The following is a 16,908-nucleotide window of genomic DNA, read 5'->3' as shown; positions in this document are numbered from 1 at the left end:
GTTGCGGTGAAAAAGACAAAAGCAAGCTAATTCATGATTCTAGTCAGTGTAACAGCAGCATGCTCCAGTAATTCAGAGGAGGCAAGCCAGAGCTCAAACAGCCCGACACAAAGCGCAGCCCCACAAGACAATACGAATTAGGCAACGACCTATCCCATTCAAATGGATAAGAAGCTTACGTATTGGGCGGGCATTAATTCTAATCTGGCTGGGATTCGCACTCGCTGGATGAGCCTAATTTTTGTGTCCACTTTATTGACTTAAGTACATAGTCAGTCTTAGCAAGACATGTCAAAAAATCCACTTCTATAGTGGATTTTTTGACATTCATCTATATGGTGAAATGGAGGCAGGCGCTATGAATACAAAGCAACTAAAAATTTATAATATTCTAACCAAGCTTGGTTTGACGAGAACAAGAGTTCAATTATTTATGTGCTTTGTTTTTATTATGATATTAATTCTTTGGATAGCTGGATGGTTGACGTACCATACTACCCTGCCCATCATTGAGAGGAACACCGTTAGAATAGTGGAGAACAGCGCTGCGCAAACTCAGAAGCATGTGGAAGCATTATTTGGAGAAACGAATACGATATCATTGCAATTTACTATGGATTCTAGAGTGCAGGACATTCTTGAACAAGCTAGCCAAAACGCCGAAATCGGCATCTCAGACAAATTAAATGTAAGACCCATTATTATTAAATACACAGCATTTTCCCAAAATATTCATTCTATCGATATCTACTCGGAGAAAGGATCGTTATATCCCGTTGAATCGCTTGCACTCCAGGCTCGAATAGGTAGTACCGCTTACAATCAATTAAAGCAAAGCGCAGGAGAGGCCATCTGGCTTGGAGCAGATCCCCTAGACTCCAATTATTTGTTGTCTGTCAGAAGGATTAGATTACAGCATAATGGCCAGTTTGCTGGATACCTGGTTGTTCGCACATTCAATACCGTGCTAACGCAGGTTCGTACGGAGCAATCATCTGAAGAGCTATTGCTCCTCTTCGATCAGCAAGATAGATTAGTGTATACGTCGATGGAACCCATCTCATCCATCGAAATGGAGGAGCTTAAGGGGAAGGAAACTGTACTTATTCGAAATCGAAGCTACAAGCCTGTAATTAAATCATCGAATATGACAGGCTGGAGCTTGGTCATTCTTACACCTATGGATCAAATTACTGCTGCGATACATGCGCTTAAGAAATCATTGTTATGGTCAGGTTTAGTGACAGGGGTGCTGCTGATTATCCTTTCACTGATTCTCTCATCTAAGATGATTCAATCGCTTTATAGTATAAGGAAAATTATGCACAAAGCAAGGAACGGAAAGCCAATGATTAACGACAAGATCTATTTCAACAAAGAAGTCAATGAATTAAATCAGTCATACAACAAGATGGCTGCAGATATTGATCAGTTAATTCATACCGTATATGAAAAGGAAATTTACAGAAGTCAATCAGAGCTAAAAGCGTTACATGCTCAAATTCATCCACATTTTTTGTACAACACACTTGAAGTTGTAAATTGGATGTTAAGAGAAAAAGGACAAGACGATTCGGCTGACGTTATTGTAGATTTGTCACAGCTGTTTAGATATTCAATAAAAGCGCCAGAATGGGTTGCTTTAAAAGATGAGGTAGATCACGTTCGAAGCTATTTGAGAATTATGCAGTTACGCATTAAAAGGCTGGAATTCAATCTTATTCAAGATCCAGAGGTATCAGAATGCATCATTCCAAAGCTAATATTGCAGCCCATTATAGAAAACGCAATAAAATATGGTATTGAACCCATGCGTAAACAATGTATTCTGACCATAATCATTGAAAAACAAAATGCTGAACTCAAGGAAGATGCAGAGCCAGAGGAACTTCTTGTTATAAAAATTCATGATAACGGCAAGGGAATAAATGAGGATAAATTAGCACAGATCCGATCAACCTTATATGATACCAACATCAATTTGTTTAATGGTGAATCGGGAATTGGCTTAACAAATGTTCATCATCGATTGCAGTCGCTTTATGGGCATCGATATGGCTTGGAAATCAATAGTAAAGCGGATGAGGGAACTTGTGTCTCCATTGTAATACCGTTAAATAAATTTAAATGAATAAGGTGAGGGTTACATGCGGGAGCAAATAAAAATTTTGGTCGTGGAAGATGAGGATTTAACGAGGAATGGAGTGGTAAAGGCTCTGCTCAATTATTTTGGAAGCGAAATAATCGTTGATACAGCGGAAAACGGAATAGAAGCTCTGGATAAATTTGAAGAGAAAGAAATCAATTTATTAATTACCGATATTAAAATGCCCGAGATGGATGGGATATCTCTGTTAGAAATATTGAATCAATCTAACAAGGAGTGTATGACGATTGTGTTGACAGGTCATGCGGAGTTTGAATATGCCCAGAAATCTATTGCTTATGGTGTGTTTGATTATATATTAAAACCAGTGAACCCCAAGGTTCTGTATGAGTCTGTTCAGAAAGCGATCACAAAATTCTCTGAATTAAAAAAAATGAAAACGAACCTAAAGCTCGTCGAGCAGCACGCAGGTACTTTACACCCTATTCACACAAGTAAAAACAGAATCATTCAATACATTACGGAGTATGTCATGGAGAATTTGGACAAGCAGCTAACTCTAAAGGAAATTTCCGAGCTCGTGCATATGAACCCGAACTATTTGAGCGGTCTGTTCAAGGCTGAAACAGGTGAGCTTTTTAGTGAATTTATACTGAAGATCAGACTCTATAAAGCGAAGGAGCTTTTGGCTCAGACAGATATGAAAATCTATGAGGTGGCTGAAGCAGTGGGTTATCAGACTAGCAGATACTTTAACAGAATTTTTCAAGAGCATGAGCAAAAAACGCCAAACGAATTTAGAAAGTTATTTCGTAACAATTGATTAGATATGAGAATTGTGGCATTTTTACTGAGTGTTGTGTCATTGTGAGAGCGGTTTCAATTGCTTAAACTAAATGTGTAAGAAATAAAAGGGAGGTGCTACAATGAAGAGAATTTTTCATGTCATTCTTGTGCTTTCAGTGTTTTTGGTTGCTGCATGTGGGAATAATACCCCAAGCAACAGTGAGTCATCCAGCAATTCAAACAACAAGACTGAAAATCAAGGAGAGGAAAAAGAAAAGATTGAATTGTTGTTCTGGACACCAGAGGTAGGGGCCAAAAAAGAAGCAATTCAGAGCAGCGTTGATACGTTTAATGCCAGTCAGAATGAAATTGTTGTAAAAGCAGAGCATATGGATGGTGAATCATTAAAAACTAAAATGAAAGTGTCTATGGCTTCTAACCAAATGCCTGACATTTTTCATTATTGGTCAGGGGATTCATTTAAGCTGTTTGTTGACGCTAATGTAGTCGCTGACTTAACGGATCATATAAACAAAGATGAGTCATTTAAGAACAGCTTGATGCCAGGGGCACTGGATAGATCAAGTTACGATGGTAAGGTGTATGGTCTTCCTAACGCCATCAACAATGTCATACTCTGGTACAACAAAGATATTTTTGCTCAGTATAATCTGCAACCGCCAACTACCATGGAAGAATTGGAAGCAGTAGTTAAGGTGTTGAAAGAAAATGATGTGACCCCAATTTCATTAGCAGGTAAAAGACGTTGGCCTGTACTTCATTGGTTCTCCTATCTGTCCAATCGTATTGGAGGCAACGAGCCTTTCCAGAAGGCCATCGCTGGTGAAGGGGACTTTACCCAAGAAAGCTTTATTCAGGCAGGAGCAAAGCTTCAAGAGTTAGTTCAGAATGGAAGCTTTACAAATGGATTTTTAGGCGTGGATAACGAAGCAGCCGAAGCAGAATTTACGTCTGGAAAATCCGGCATGTACTTGATGGGTGACTGGTCTTTAGGCAACCTGAAGAAAAATTCGAATTTTGAAGTCGGTTATACGATGTTCCCTGTTATAGACGGTGGAGCTGGGGAGCCCAATCATGTGCATGGCGGTTTTGGCACCGGCTACGCTGTTTCTAATACAGCAGACTTAGATGCAGCATACAAATTTTTGGCCTTCTTATTAGGAACGGAAGAAAGAACCAAATTCATAGAAACCATGGGTGAACCTTCACCCGTTAAGACCAATCCATCAGAGGATAAGCTTGATCCTGTATCCTATTCGTATTTGAAGTTTGCAGGTTCCACGCCTACGGGATATTTTCCGTTTTATGATCAAGCACTTGGACCTAAGAAAGCAGAATTATTATTAAATGCTGTTTCAGCTATTGCTGGGGATCCAAGCTTAGATGTGAAAGCAGAATTGTCGAAAGTAAAATAATTCATTAATTGAAAGTAGGGGTCACCGCAGGGTGACTCCCTATTTACTCATAAGGAGAAGGTTTCATGGAAAAAGGAGTAAAAGGATGGATCAATCGTATTGTATTTATGTCTCCGGCTATGCTGATTTATCTTATCTTCATGATCATACCTATTATTTACAGCTTCTATTATAGTATCTTCCAATGGGACGGCGTTTCCGATAAGGAATTTATAGGTTTTGATAATTATTTTAATTTAACGAAAGATGCAGTTATATATAAGACGCTCATGAATTCAGGCTTACTGACTTTCTGGGCTCTAGTTATTCAACTGCCTGTAGGGCTGCTATTAGCAGTATTGTTAAGCAGACAGATTAAAAGAGGCATTCGTTTTTTTAAAACAGTCTTTTTCTTGCCTGTCGTTCTCTCGACTTCAGTTGTAGGTGTGCTATGGGGATTGATTTATGATCCTAATGTCGGCCTGCTTAATCAAGTGCTTAGCGCTGTAGGTTTAGATGATTGGACACGTGTATGGCTTGGCGAGACTGAGTCTGCGTTAAATTCAATCATTGCGGTTGTTAGTTGGCAATATATAGGGTTTTATATGGTCGTATATTATGCTGCACTTCAGAATGTTCCAGATGACGTGCTGGAGGCGGCCAAAATGGATGGAGCTTCTGAATACAGGTTGCTGTTCCAAATCAAGATTCCGTTAATCTGGCATGTTATTAACTTCACCATTATTTATTGTATTGTTAATTCATTAAAATATTTTGATTTGATTTATATCATGACAAATGGCGGTCCCAATGGATCCAGCGAGGTCATTGCCTCATATATGTTCAAACAAGCGTTTAGGTTTTATGATTTCGGCTATGCCAGCACGATTTCAATATTTTTGTTTTTATTAGGCGTACTGCTTGCAATAGTGCTTAACAAATTATTTAGACGCGAAGCAGTAGAGTACTAGGGGGATAATATGTCGAAAGTAATTAAGCTGTTTTTTTTATTCGTGTATACATTGATTACTGGCTATCCTTTAGTATGGATGATAATATCTTCTATGAAAACTAATTCTGAATTTCATGCAAACCCATGGGGATTTCCTGAAAATCTTCAGCTATCCAATTATGTGAATGCATGGGAAAATGGCATTCAGAATTATTTGTTGAACAGTGTGTGGATTACGATTATTACTGTTATTGCCACGCTTCTAGCTGCTTCATTAATCGCATTTATTCTTGCGCGCAGACCATTTAAGGGCAGTAAGATTGTTCTCTCTTTATTTTTACTTGGTATGATGATTCCCATTCACAGTACTTTGATTTCCCTGTTTGTGATGCTAAACAAAATGCATTTGTTGAATACTTACGGGGCATTATTTTTTCCTTATGTGTCATTCTCGCTTCCGGTCGCAGTGTTCTTATTATATGGATTTTATTTGCAACTGCCCAAAGAATTAGATGAAGCCGCTTATATGGACGGCTGTAACATATATTCTGTGTTTTTCAAAATCTATACTCCCTTATCCAAACCCATATTAGCAACGGTTGCGATATTTACTGCATTACACGTGTGGAATGAATTTGTATATGCGTTGGTGTTCATTTCTGACGAAGCGATGAAAACACTTCCCATTGGATTATTATCCTTTAATGAGGAATACAGCATTGATTACGCAAGTCTCACGGCTGCATTAGTCATAGCTACTTTGCCTACAATAATTCTCTACATTATAATGCAAGAACATGTTACAAAAGGTGTCGCTGCAGGTGCGGTAAAAGGCTAGATGGAGTAAGAATTTAATTAGATTGTACAAACGCCCTGATTACGGGGTGTTTGTTTTTTATAGTTAATCAAAAGCCAGAAAGTGGTGAGATTCATGAGCTGCAATGATGTATTGGTCTCGGTAGCGGACATAGCTCCGGTCATCCTTCGCAGTGCCCGTAATGTATTGACCCCTGGATTCACAACGGGTGAGAGGGTCATTCCCCATTACCAGATTCAATATATTCAAGACGGGTTCGGTACCATCTCCATTGATGATAAAGAATATAAAATGAGGAAGGGCATGCTTTGTTTTTGGGGACCAGGCACGAAGCATCAAATCTCTTCGGACCCCAATCAACCTCTGATTATTTTAGGGATACAATTTCATATGAGCCATACCTTACAACCTGTTCGATTTACGGATTTTTCTGGTTTCCCTCCGGTGACAATAGTCCATGCCCAAGCTCGTATCGAAGCCCTGTTAAGGGATATTGTTAAAGAATATATGGGGCAGCGAATATACTGGGAAGAGTCTGCCGGTGCGTTATGCAAAACTCTACTTCTGCTGCTTGCGCGCCAATCTATTATGTCAGACGGGGAGGGAGACGTGTCGTGGCAGATGACCGAGATGATTCTCAAGTTCATTGAGGAGAATTATCGCGAGCCTTTAACTAACGAGGCCATTGCTAAACAATTTCACTTTCATCCGGCCCATGTCAATAAATTAGTGATAACGTCTACAGGCGTTTCCCTTCATCAGTACTTGATGAATTTTCGAATCAGTCAAGCGGTTGAATTGCTGCTATCCACTTCTATGAGTATTCAGGAGATCGCAGATGCTGTCGGATATAAAAATATTCATTACTTCTCAAGAATCTATAAGAAAAAAATGGGAATTTCGCCTACAATGACTAGACGTCAAGCCCTCTCCGTTAAATAAAGCGATAATGCGAAACCTCGCAGCCGATTAAAGACTCAGAAAGGACAAAAAGCAATGCAGTTTGTCCAAAGCTCTTTTCCAACCTACGCCGTATAATAGGTAACAAGCAACTGCGGAAGGAGTATGATCTATGACTCAGAAGAACATATTGTTTCTATTTACAGACCAACAACGGCACGATACGATTGCTGCGCTCGGCAACCCAATGATTAAGACCCCCGTGTTGGATCGACTCGTTGAAAGCGGAATTTCGTTCACAAGGGCATACAGCCCATGTCCAGTCTGTGTTCCGGCACGTTTCTCGCTTCATACCGGCCAGCTTCCTCACCGAACCGACTGCGTTATCAATGAACGTATGCCCGAGGGGCATCGCAGCTTTATGGAGCTGCTCGCTGACCAGGGGTATCAAACGCACGGCGTAGGAAAGATGCACTTTAATTTCAGAGATAAACCGACATCTACATTATGGGGATTTGAATCGAGAGATGTCAGCGAGGAAGGCGGACCGCGGGATGATTTTAAAATCTTCCTAGAGGAAAATGGTTACGAGCATGTTCACGACCCGCAGGGCGTGCGCAGTGAATATTACTATATTCCGCAGCCTTCTCAGCTTCCCGAACGGCTGCATAATACGACCTGGGTAACGGACCGAAGCATTGATTTCCTGAAGCAGCGTGATCAAGAACGACCATTTATGCTCATGACGAGCTATATTAAGCCTCATCCACCATTTGAGACCCCGACCCCTTGGAACAAGCTGTACCGAGGACCGGAAATGCCGCTCCCCAAAAGGCCGCAAGAAAGTGAAAAACTGATTTCGTATTGGAATCGATTCCAGAATCGATATAAGGGTCGCGATCAAGGGATTGACGACAACTTGATGCGTGTGATGAAAGCAGCTTACTATTGCACCATCTCCTTCATTGATTATCAAATAGGAAGACTGCTCAGCTATATGGAGGAAAACGGACTATTGGAGAATACATTAATCGTGTTCTCTTCCGACCACGGAGAGATGCTAGGCGATTATAACTGTGTGGGGAAACGGAATTTCTTAGATTCCGGTGCTCGTGTGCCTTTGATTGTTGTCGATCCCAACGGACCAAGGGGCCAGCGTTGTGAGAAGCCAGTCTCTCTCGTTGATATTATGCCAACCTTCTTACAAGCCGCAGGAACAAAATCTGAGACTCCGCTTAGCGGTGAAAGCCTTCTTGATATCGCTAATGGCACCGTGAAAAGAGAATGGATTGCCGCTCAATATCATCGTAATGACTATGGTATGTACATGGCGGTCAGTGATCGCTTCAAATATATTTACTCCGCGCCTGACGATAAGGAATGGCTCTTCGATCTTAAGGTTGACCCTGATGAGACAAGGAATCGAGCGGGGAATCCAATGTATCTAGAGCAGACTGAACAAATGAAGAAGGATCTCATCGCCTTCTTCAAAGATGAGGGTTATACAGCACCGATTGACGGGGATGACTGGATTCGCTATCCGAAGCAAAGCATCCCTGAGGATCCCGATGAGATGCTGCTCTTTCAAGATACGCAATCCAGCATCCCGAACATACCTGGGTATGAGCGGAATAACCCCAAACCAACCGCGAAGATGAAATTTAAGGTAGGATTTTAATCATTATCAATGACAAGAAGGCAGCAGACTGCAAATCTGCTGCTTTCTTGCACTTGATGATATAGATACAGATGATCCGGCATATTAGAAGTCTGTTCCCACCAAGCCGGACATGTCAGCAATGAACACCCGGCGGGTGCCTCCTACAAAGCCATTGAATACAAGATGCTTAAAATCTGGAGTCCAAGCAGGGTGAGGATCTACGCGAAGCGCATTCGTCACCTTCGTTCCCGGATTGGCGATAGGGATTCGAACGATTGTTGCTCCCCTACCCGACTGCAGATTAATAAAGCGCAGAGGCACCGTTCCATCGCCGAAGGCTACTTTCTCTTGCTCATAGGAGTCCGTCACCATATGCAATCCATTCGGATGGACGGTGGGGTGACCTGAGCCGGGAATGTTGTCGATGATCTTCTTCATATTGGAGCCATTCGCATCAACTTGGACCAATGACAATTGCTTGTCGTCATCCAGACATAGATTCATAGAGAGTCTCTGTCCGTCAGGGAACCAGTTAATATGATGACCGCCCTTCTTCCATTGCTCCGGCCCAACCGCGACACGAATGTCTCTGCCGTCTGTATTCATGGTGACAACCCAAAACCGGAGACCCTCTGCGATTTTGTTCCATGGCTGCTGTTCATCTGTATGAAACCATCTCATGGTGAATAAAATACGATCGCCTTGCGGGTTGAATTTGCAATGGAAGCCATAACATTCGCCATGCTTGTACATTTCCTTATCGATAGTAGGCTCGGCGCGGTCGAATACATCCTGAATGGAGACTAACAGCTTTCTCTCGCCGGTTTCTGTATCCAAAGTATATAAACCGTCATCATCCCGGAAGCCATAGTTACGCGGCACATGCTCGTCAGGAACAACGATGCCGTAACCATACTGCGTGCGTCGCATTCTCTTGGTGCATGCGGATATAATCGTTTTGCCGTCCGGTGAAATTTTGTAGATACTTCCCTTCATTATTTTTTTGTCCCCGGTATGCGGGTTCAGACGTACACACAGCTCTTGCCACGTCTCTGGATCAACATCGTTGTAATAAATAAATTCGTCGTCAGGTCCCCAGTTGATGTTAGCGCCCAGCTGTGTCTCCCAGCCGTAGGTTGGAGAGACGATTCGCTCCTCCGCTGTATGCAAATCAACGAGCACAATATGAGCCGCTTCACCAGGCTCTGGCAGTCGCTGCTCTTGCGGCAGCTGAAGCAACGCGGCATAACGTCCGGAAGGGCTGATCGGCGAGGTGTCGAAAAAACGATGAAAGCAGCCATCTGTGTGAGGGGTTATACATCTTACCGGAACAAGTGGATTAAAGTCAGTATAGGTGGGGAAATCCTTGCTTATGTTCACTAGAGCTCACTCCTGTCAGTGTTATAGGCGGATCAAGTTAAGTTGTCCTGCTACTATTGTAAAGGCTGCATAGGGAGAAGTCTTTGCTTGGATGAAGGCATTATTTATCTGAAGGAAGGTTTTGTGCTGGTGGAACGGGGGGGGGTGCCTATGCACAAATTGGAGATAGAGTTGATCTGGGTATCGCGATATGACTACGAAAAAGGTATACAACTGGCTGTGCACGCTCATGACTATTATCAAATCATTTATTTGATTAATGGAGACATTAATTTCTCATATGGAGGGGAGCCATATCCGTTGAATCGTGGGTATTGCGCCGTTATTTCTCCTGGAGTAGAACATGGCTTTATTCATGATAACCAATCAGTTGTCAAAACACTTGATGTCAAATTCCGCATTCACAGCACCAGGTTAAACCAACTGATGAAGCAAATTATTGGACTGCATGCGACGGTGCCCAAGGAAATGGTGGTTTTGCTGGAGCAGATCAAATATGAGGGAACGCATCAACAGCCTTTTTTTCGCGAGATGGCCAGCTTGAATTTGTTGAAAATCGTGTACATGCTCCATAGAAAATCAACAGAGGCACAGACCTTCAGTCATAGCCGCTTATTAGGTATGGAGGTATTGTCTGGGACGGAAGATGGACAGGCAATCGTTGAACGGACAAAGGAATATATTCAGCATCACTATTCGGGCGAGCTGCGAGTGGCGGATATGGCGAAACGCATCGGGTTTCATAAAAATTACATGGGACAAATGTTCAAGCGAGTATGCGGGCAATCGATCTCCATGTATATCAAAGAGCTCCGAATCGGGAAGGCCAAGGAATTACTGACCTATTCGGAACTGACGCTTAAAGAAATTGCACCGGAGGTAGGCTTTAAAAACATACATCATTTTAATCGCGTGTTTAAGCAGGTAGAAGGAATTAGTCCTGGACAGTGGAAGCGGAAGGAAATTCAGGGCATACGCAAGGACATTCATTTTTGATTCGAGCATATAAGGATCATGCCAAAGGAGCGATAACATGGATAAAGTATGGTCAGCAAGCTGGTTAATGGATAAGGCGTTTGAAGGGGTGTCCCCTCCTGACAATCTCTTTCATAAAGAACAGAGCAAGCCTGTTGCTATAGAGCACAGAGTGGATCTAGCCAATCGTCACTGGTTAATTAGGAAATCGTTCGAGCTGGATAAAAGCATGAAGCGCGCTGTACTGGATATTACAGCTGATGATTACTACAAGCTATATATCAATGGGCATCTGGCAGGTCAAGGACCAGCCCAGTCTACATTTGATCATTACTATTATAATCGTTACGATGTGACGGAGCTTCTTCGTCCTGGGCCCAATGTAATTGCTGTTCACGTCTATTATCACGGATTAATCTGCAGAGCGTATAACAGTGGTGACAATCGGCAAGGTATGATTGCTGAGCTTCGAATCGATGATGAGGTATTCGTGCATACGGATTCAACCTGGAGATGCTGGAATACGGAAGAATACGGTCACGGTGAAATCATAGGGTATGATACACAATTTGGAGAGCCCCTTGACCTGCGGCTCAAGCAGCCGGAATGGAAAGCCAACGGATTTGACGACTCTTCATGGGAAGAGGCTGTTGTCCAATCCACCGATCATGTGCTGTATCTGCAGCCTACCCCTCCTGTATCGGTATATGAGAAGTCTCCTGTTCAAATAATACAAGCGGCGCCGGGGCATTACCGCATAGATTTTGGCGAAGAAGTGACGGGACAAGTGAAGTTCACTGCTAGCGGACAGGCTGGAAACAAAATTGAGGTTCGATATGGTGAAGAGCTTCAGGACGATGGCGCTGTTCGTTATGAGATGAGATGTAATTGTACTTATCAAGAGGTATGCACCTTGTCGGGTGGCGTTGACGAGTTTGAGTTTTTTGATTACAAAGCGTTCCGTTATGTAGAGCTATTGTCTTATGAACCGGGGATTCACGTTGATTTGACGAGTATAGCAGCAATCGTGAGGCATTACCCGATGAAGGAGGACGCATGTATCTTCGAATCCTCTGACTCTTTGTTAAACAATATTTGGTCAATCTGTCGGAATGGGGTGAAATATGGCTCTCAAGAGGGGTATGTGGATTGTCCGTCGCGCGAGAAGGGACAGTACTTGGGAGACAATACAATAATAGCTCCATCCCAAGCCTACTTAAGCGGCGATCTTAGATTATTCCGTAAAGCGTTACTGGATTATGTCATCCTCTCCTCCAAGGTTTGCCCAGGACTTATGGCTGTTGCACCCGGACATTACATGCAAGAAATTGCCGATTTTTCTCTGCAATGGCCAGTGCAGCTGTTGAAATATTACAAAATGAGCGGCGATATTCAATTTCTACGTGAGATGTATCCGCATGCTTTAGGGATATTAGAGCATTTCGCTGCCTATGAAAGATGTGACGGACTCCTGGAGCGGGTGACGGATAAATGGAACCTGGTAGACTGGCCGGAGGGGCTTAGAGACGGATACGATTTTGATCTAAGAAAGCCGGTTGGCGCTGGCTGTCACAATGTTTTAAATGCCTTTTATTATGGAGCCCATGAAACGGTGGCGGAGATTAGCAGCATCCTCGGTGAATGTTCAGATGAGCAGAAGCTGACAAGCTTGTATCATGCCTATATTAAGACCTTCTATAATGAGGAAACCGGCTTGTTCGTCGATGCAGAAGGCTCCACTCATTCCTCTTTACATTCTAATGCATTAGCACTGTTATTCGGATTAGTACCTTCTGGGAAGAAACAACCTGTAATCGAATTTATTCGGAAAAAGCGTCTGTCTTGCGGTGTATATATGGCATATTTTGTCCTGAAAGCTCTTACATATGCAGGTGAACATGAGCTTGCATACGATTTGATTACATCCACGGATGAAAATTCCTGGGCGACAATGATCAAGGAAGGTGCCACTACCTGCTTTGAGAGCTGGTCCAAAGAGCATAAGTGGAATACAAGTTTGTGTCATCCATGGGCTAGTGCTCCAATATTAATTCTAATAGAAGATTTTATTGGTCTGTCATCGGCAGAACCGGGCTGGACGAAGATCGGATTCAACCCAAGTATTCCTCAAGCGCTTGAAGCTTTTCAGCTAGAAATCGAGACGCTAGCAGGTCGAATAGAGGTACATTATAAAGAAAAAAATATCCAGCTTATTGTAGATAACGGAGCGAATAAGTATATTTACGGATAGATGGCACCTCTAAACGATCCAATGGGTGGTGGTGAACATTGGTTGCGTTTCAACTCGCGCTCGTAAATTTCTCAAAACCAAAGGCGGAAATTGAAAGCAGGGGCGGTGAGCCCCTGCTTTTTTACTATACAAGGTCAAACACTCATCAGCCCTCGCCTTGATGTCTTTTCACGGTCGTATTTATGTCGAAGCATGGCATCCCATGTAAGAAAAAAGTAAGAACTCTTTGCTAGAATGAGATCCATATTGTGATGGGTGAAGCCGTCATATTTAACTCTAGGGAGGAGAACAAAGGATGAAACAACGAAAATGGTTGGTTTGGATGCTGATCAGCTTGATGGTGTTCAGTATGTTTCCGTCTTCGGTTAGTGAAGCAGATTCTATGGACAATCCGTTTCTGAATGCCGTAGAAGTGGAGGTGGATCGAGATGATCATGTCTATGTCCGCACTCACAATGGGCAGACAGGATTTCTGAAAAAAGTGGATCGGACTACGAGTGTTGTGACGGATGTTTATGCAGATGTAGCCGCTTTTACAGTAGATGGTGCAGGGAATATATATATTGTTAAAGTAACCAATGGGGATTTGCTGAAAATCGATACCGATCAGCATGAAACTCATATCGCTACGGATATTCCTCCGAAGTTCACAGGGGTTACAGGTAATGGGGTTTTTTACTACATAAACAACAATACTGTTCATAGCATAGACACCAGGGCGAGTGATCCCCAGCCTCAACCGGTGCCCGAGATCCCTGTAAACGGGGTTAGAGCCATGAGTACAGGGGTAGACGGGAATGTATATGTTATTGCTACAGGTGATCAGAATGATTATAACTTATACACCATAACAGATGCGGACATAGCCTATAAACCGTTAATTTCAAGCGAGCATTATCATGATTTTAAGGATTCAGCCATGACGGTCGACAAGCAAGGACAAGTTTATATTACCAATAGGTACGGTCCACCAGCTCTATGGAAAGTGAGAAATAATGGATTCTTGGAGACCGCTTTCCCGGAGAGAAATATTCCATCGATCGAACAAAGTGTGGCCATAGACAGCAATAATATTCTATATGTGACACGATGGGACAACGAATATAAATCGAAAATCGTGAAAACCATTGATGAGCAAGGCAACATCGCAGCTTATGAACCGCACAAGGTACCGGTCTATGACCCTGTAGCCGAAGCCAACAAAGCAGCAACCTATTCAGCAATGCGGGCAGTGCTGGAGCATCCTGCGACAGGAAATGCATTAGATACTGACATCGCACAATTCCTAGATGAGTCGATAAGAGAAGTGTATGGTTTTCTCATGAAGGGATGGACGTACAACAACCTGTCGGATACCAGTAAAAATCTCATAGCAGACAATTTGGTGTCACTCAAGGAATACACCAATTATGAAAGTGTGGATGAGATCCGAAGTGATTTTGAAGAAACGCTGCCTTTAATGATGATATTATTCCTCCCGATCGAAAGTGATGACCATAGAATCGTAGCGGCATCATTGCAGCTTTCACTCAGCATGTTCGAGTTAGTTACAGAGGAACATCCGCTCAATGATATCCAGTATAAGGTTATAGCCCGGCGCCTTATTGACAACCAGCCGTATGTCTACGAGGATATTATCCCGATGAATACAGACGTTGAAAAAGATAACATTATACGGGCGTTTTTTGGAAGTCACATCCCTGCTGTTGCACCATTAGGTGATGTGTTGATAAACAAAGGAGATTCCGTAACGATAGATTACTCTAATGTATATCCTGGCGGAATCTTAACCGCTGTCGCTGAGGACCCTTCTGCAGTGACTGTAAGTAACAATACAGGCAGTGCTTTTGACATTAAAGGTTTAACTGAAACCCGTGCTGCAGCCATTACGATCACGTATAGGGATACCGCGGGCCATGAACTATTCTCTGGCAACATGTCGGCAGGTGTTCTTGCTGAACCGGTCTACCGCATTGGAGAACTTGCGGACCTGACCGCAAAGTCTGTAACGGCAGGCTATGCATCAGGAACTCAGGAGACGAAGTCGGCAGTTGTACGGAACACGGGAACCGAAGCTCTGGAGAACCTGAAGGTGGCATTGACCGCAGGGGATGTGGATGATTTTGAGCTGACTCCGGTCGAGCAAGTGCTGCAACCTGGGGAAGAGGGAAGCTTCACAGTTAAGGCAAAGGACGGCTTGGCGGCAGGAACCTACATGGCAACAATTACGTTGACGTCGGATCACCTGTCGAGCGTGACATTGAACGTCAAACAAGTTGTACATCCACAGCCGGCGCCTCCAGCGCCTAATCCACCAGCTACACTGCCTCCAGTAGAAACACCGCCTTCGACTTCAGTCCCGAGTCAGCCTGGGTCTCAAGCGGTGGAGGTTCTGGTAAACGGAAAGGTTGAAAAAGCGGGAACCCTCATTCAGTCAACCGCAGGTAACCGATCTGTCGCGACGGTTGTGGTAGATCCGGAGAAGCTGAATGAAAAGCTGGCCGCTGAAGGAGATCATGCCATTGTGACCATTCCGGTTCCAGGCAAAGCGAGCCTTGTCATTGGTGAGTTGAATGGGCAGATGGTGAAAAATATGGAACAGAAGCAGGCGATAATCCAGATTCAAACGGACAAAGCGGCTTACACGATACCTGCAGGGCAAATCAATATGGATGCCATTTCTAACCAGATTGGCCAGGAGGTTAAGCTCTCAGATATCAAAATTCAGATTTCAATGGCGGATGCCCATGAAGATATGAAGCAGGCTGTTCAACAGGCTGCGGCGGATGGGGGATTCAGCATTGCTGTTCCGCCCGTGGATTTTTCCATTCAGGCCTCTTATCAAGAAAAAATCGTGGATATTCAGAGCTTCGACACTTATGTTGAGCGTTCCTTGAAGCTGCCGGCGGGGGTAGATCCTTCCCAAATTACAACCGGCATTGTTATAGATGTCGATGGAAGCATCCGGCATGTGCCTACGAAAGTAGTGGAAGCTAACGGAGGGTATTCGGTCGTTATGAACAGCTTGACGAACAGCACTTACGCGGTGATTTGGCACCCCGTGGAATTTAGTGATACTGCGGAGCATTGGTCCAAAGACGCTGTCCATGATATGGGCTCCAGAATGATTGTGAACGGGACGGGAAAAGGTGTGTTTAGCCCGAACCAGGAGATCACACGTGCAGAGCTTGCTGCTATCATGGTTCAGGCTTTGGGATTGAAGGCTGAAGAGGGATCTACAGCCTTTGCGGATGTAGAAGCCTCTGCTTGGTATGCAGGCGCAGTTGAAGCTGCATTTCAATACGGGCTCATTAGCGGCTTCCAGGACGGCTTGTTCCATCCAACGGATAAGGTCACTCGGGAGCAAGCGATGGTTATGCTGTCGCGAGCCATGACGCTTACAGGCTTGTACGAGAATGTAGAGCAGCAGCATGTGAAGGAGATTCTGGCTCACTTTGCGGATGGAGCACAGATTGCGGATTGGGCTAAGAGCCAAGCGGCCAATGCCCTGCAAGCAGGTATCATTCACGGCAAGAGCGGTCAAAAGCTTGCACCGAAGGATGCGATCACCCGGGCAGAAGCTGCAGCGATCGTGCAAAGGCTCTTGCAAGAATCGGGACTCATTTAGATTAGAGATGTGGATGAAGCTCCATCGCCGTATTTCT

Annotated in this window: 11 protein-coding genes; 10 read left to right on the top strand and 1 reads right to left on the bottom strand. The window is 43.6% G+C overall.

Features of this window, described 5'->3' with window-relative positions:
* The first annotated feature begins 358 nt into the window (after nucleotides 1-358).
* The 7 genes from ACH6EH_RS11330 (at nucleotide 359) to ACH6EH_RS11300 (ending at nucleotide 8,655) form a co-directional block, all read left to right on the top strand.
* Nucleotides 359-2,131: a sensor histidine kinase gene (locus ACH6EH_RS11330; protein ID WP_397332399.1), complete on the top strand. Its 1,773-nt coding sequence runs from the start codon at nucleotides 359-361 to the stop codon at nucleotides 2,129-2,131.
* 16 nt (nucleotides 2,132-2,147) lie between these two features.
* A complete protein-coding gene (locus ACH6EH_RS11325) occupies nucleotides 2,148-2,930 on the top strand; it encodes a response regulator transcription factor (protein WP_138224634.1) in 783 nt (260 codons plus the stop codon).
* 103 nt (nucleotides 2,931-3,033) lie between these two features.
* Entirely contained in the window at nucleotides 3,034-4,329 is a 1,296-nt protein-coding gene (locus ACH6EH_RS11320; protein ID WP_397332398.1) for an ABC transporter substrate-binding protein, read from the top strand.
* A gap of 65 nt (nucleotides 4,330-4,394) precedes the next feature.
* Nucleotides 4,395-5,279: a carbohydrate ABC transporter permease gene (locus tag ACH6EH_RS11315; protein ID WP_138224636.1), complete on the top strand. Its 885-nt coding sequence runs from the start codon at nucleotides 4,395-4,397 to the stop codon at nucleotides 5,277-5,279.
* A gap of 9 nt (nucleotides 5,280-5,288) precedes the next feature.
* Nucleotides 5,289-6,098 (top strand): carbohydrate ABC transporter permease, encoded by an 810-nt coding sequence (locus ACH6EH_RS11310; protein WP_138224637.1) that lies wholly within the window; start codon nucleotides 5,289-5,291, stop codon nucleotides 6,096-6,098.
* 93 nt (nucleotides 6,099-6,191) lie between these two features.
* The gene (locus tag ACH6EH_RS11305; RefSeq protein WP_138224638.1) at nucleotides 6,192-7,019 is read left to right on the top strand and encodes an AraC family transcriptional regulator; all 828 of its coding nucleotides are present in this window, start codon (nucleotides 6,192-6,194) and stop codon (nucleotides 7,017-7,019) included.
* A gap of 130 nt (nucleotides 7,020-7,149) precedes the next feature.
* Complete coding sequence (locus ACH6EH_RS11300) at nucleotides 7,150-8,655, top strand: sulfatase family protein (protein ID WP_138224639.1); 1,506 nt, start codon at nucleotides 7,150-7,152, stop codon at nucleotides 8,653-8,655.
* Nucleotides 8,656-8,739: 84 nt separating this feature from the next.
* Here ACH6EH_RS11300 and ACH6EH_RS11295 read toward each other — a convergent pair whose 3' ends face one another.
* The gene (locus ACH6EH_RS11295; RefSeq protein WP_397332397.1) at nucleotides 8,740-10,017 is read right to left on the bottom strand and encodes a TolB family protein; all 1,278 of its coding nucleotides are present in this window, start codon (nucleotides 10,015-10,017) and stop codon (nucleotides 8,740-8,742) included.
* 87 nt (nucleotides 10,018-10,104) lie between these two features.
* On the opposite strand from ACH6EH_RS11295, the gene ACH6EH_RS11290 reads away from it, so the two are divergent.
* From ACH6EH_RS11290 to ACH6EH_RS11280, 3 genes are all read left to right on the top strand, one after another.
* A complete protein-coding gene (locus ACH6EH_RS11290) occupies nucleotides 10,105-11,013 on the top strand; it encodes a helix-turn-helix domain-containing protein (RefSeq protein WP_397332396.1) in 909 nt (302 codons plus the stop codon).
* Nucleotides 11,014-11,050: 37 nt separating this feature from the next.
* On the top strand, nucleotides 11,051-13,243 hold the full coding sequence (locus ACH6EH_RS11285; RefSeq protein WP_397332395.1) for a family 78 glycoside hydrolase catalytic domain: 2,193 nt from the start codon (nucleotides 11,051-11,053) through the stop codon (nucleotides 13,241-13,243).
* Between the two features lie 295 nt (nucleotides 13,244-13,538).
* Complete coding sequence (locus tag ACH6EH_RS11280; protein ID WP_397332394.1) at nucleotides 13,539-16,871, top strand: S-layer homology domain-containing protein; 3,333 nt, start codon at nucleotides 13,539-13,541, stop codon at nucleotides 16,869-16,871.
* The last annotated feature ends 37 nt before the right edge of the window (nucleotides 16,872-16,908 follow it).

The organism is Paenibacillus sp. JSM ZJ436, from assembly GCF_044383795.1.
Lineage (GTDB): Bacteria > Bacillota > Bacilli > Paenibacillales > Paenibacillaceae > Paenibacillus_AQ > Paenibacillus_AQ algicola.
This window is presented reverse-complemented; position numbering and strand designations above follow the sequence as displayed.

Coding starts and splice junctions, on each gene's coding strand:
- ACH6EH_RS11305 (WP_138224638.1), top strand. CDS start 6,192: ATGAGCTGCAATGATGTATTGGTCTCGGTAGCGGACATAGCTCCGGTC.
- ACH6EH_RS11330 (WP_397332399.1), top strand. CDS start 359: ATGAATACAAAGCAACTAAAAATTTATAATATTCTAACCAAGCTTGGT.
- ACH6EH_RS11315 (WP_138224636.1), top strand. CDS start 4,395: ATGGAAAAAGGAGTAAAAGGATGGATCAATCGTATTGTATTTATGTCT.
- ACH6EH_RS11280 (WP_397332394.1), top strand. CDS start 13,539: ATGAAACAACGAAAATGGTTGGTTTGGATGCTGATCAGCTTGATGGTG.
- ACH6EH_RS11320 (WP_397332398.1), top strand. CDS start 3,034: ATGAAGAGAATTTTTCATGTCATTCTTGTGCTTTCAGTGTTTTTGGTT.
- ACH6EH_RS11285 (WP_397332395.1), top strand. CDS start 11,051: ATGGATAAAGTATGGTCAGCAAGCTGGTTAATGGATAAGGCGTTTGAA.
- ACH6EH_RS11325 (WP_138224634.1), top strand. CDS start 2,148: ATGCGGGAGCAAATAAAAATTTTGGTCGTGGAAGATGAGGATTTAACG.
- ACH6EH_RS11300 (WP_138224639.1), top strand. CDS start 7,150: ATGACTCAGAAGAACATATTGTTTCTATTTACAGACCAACAACGGCAC.
- ACH6EH_RS11310 (WP_138224637.1), top strand. CDS start 5,289: ATGTCGAAAGTAATTAAGCTGTTTTTTTTATTCGTGTATACATTGATT.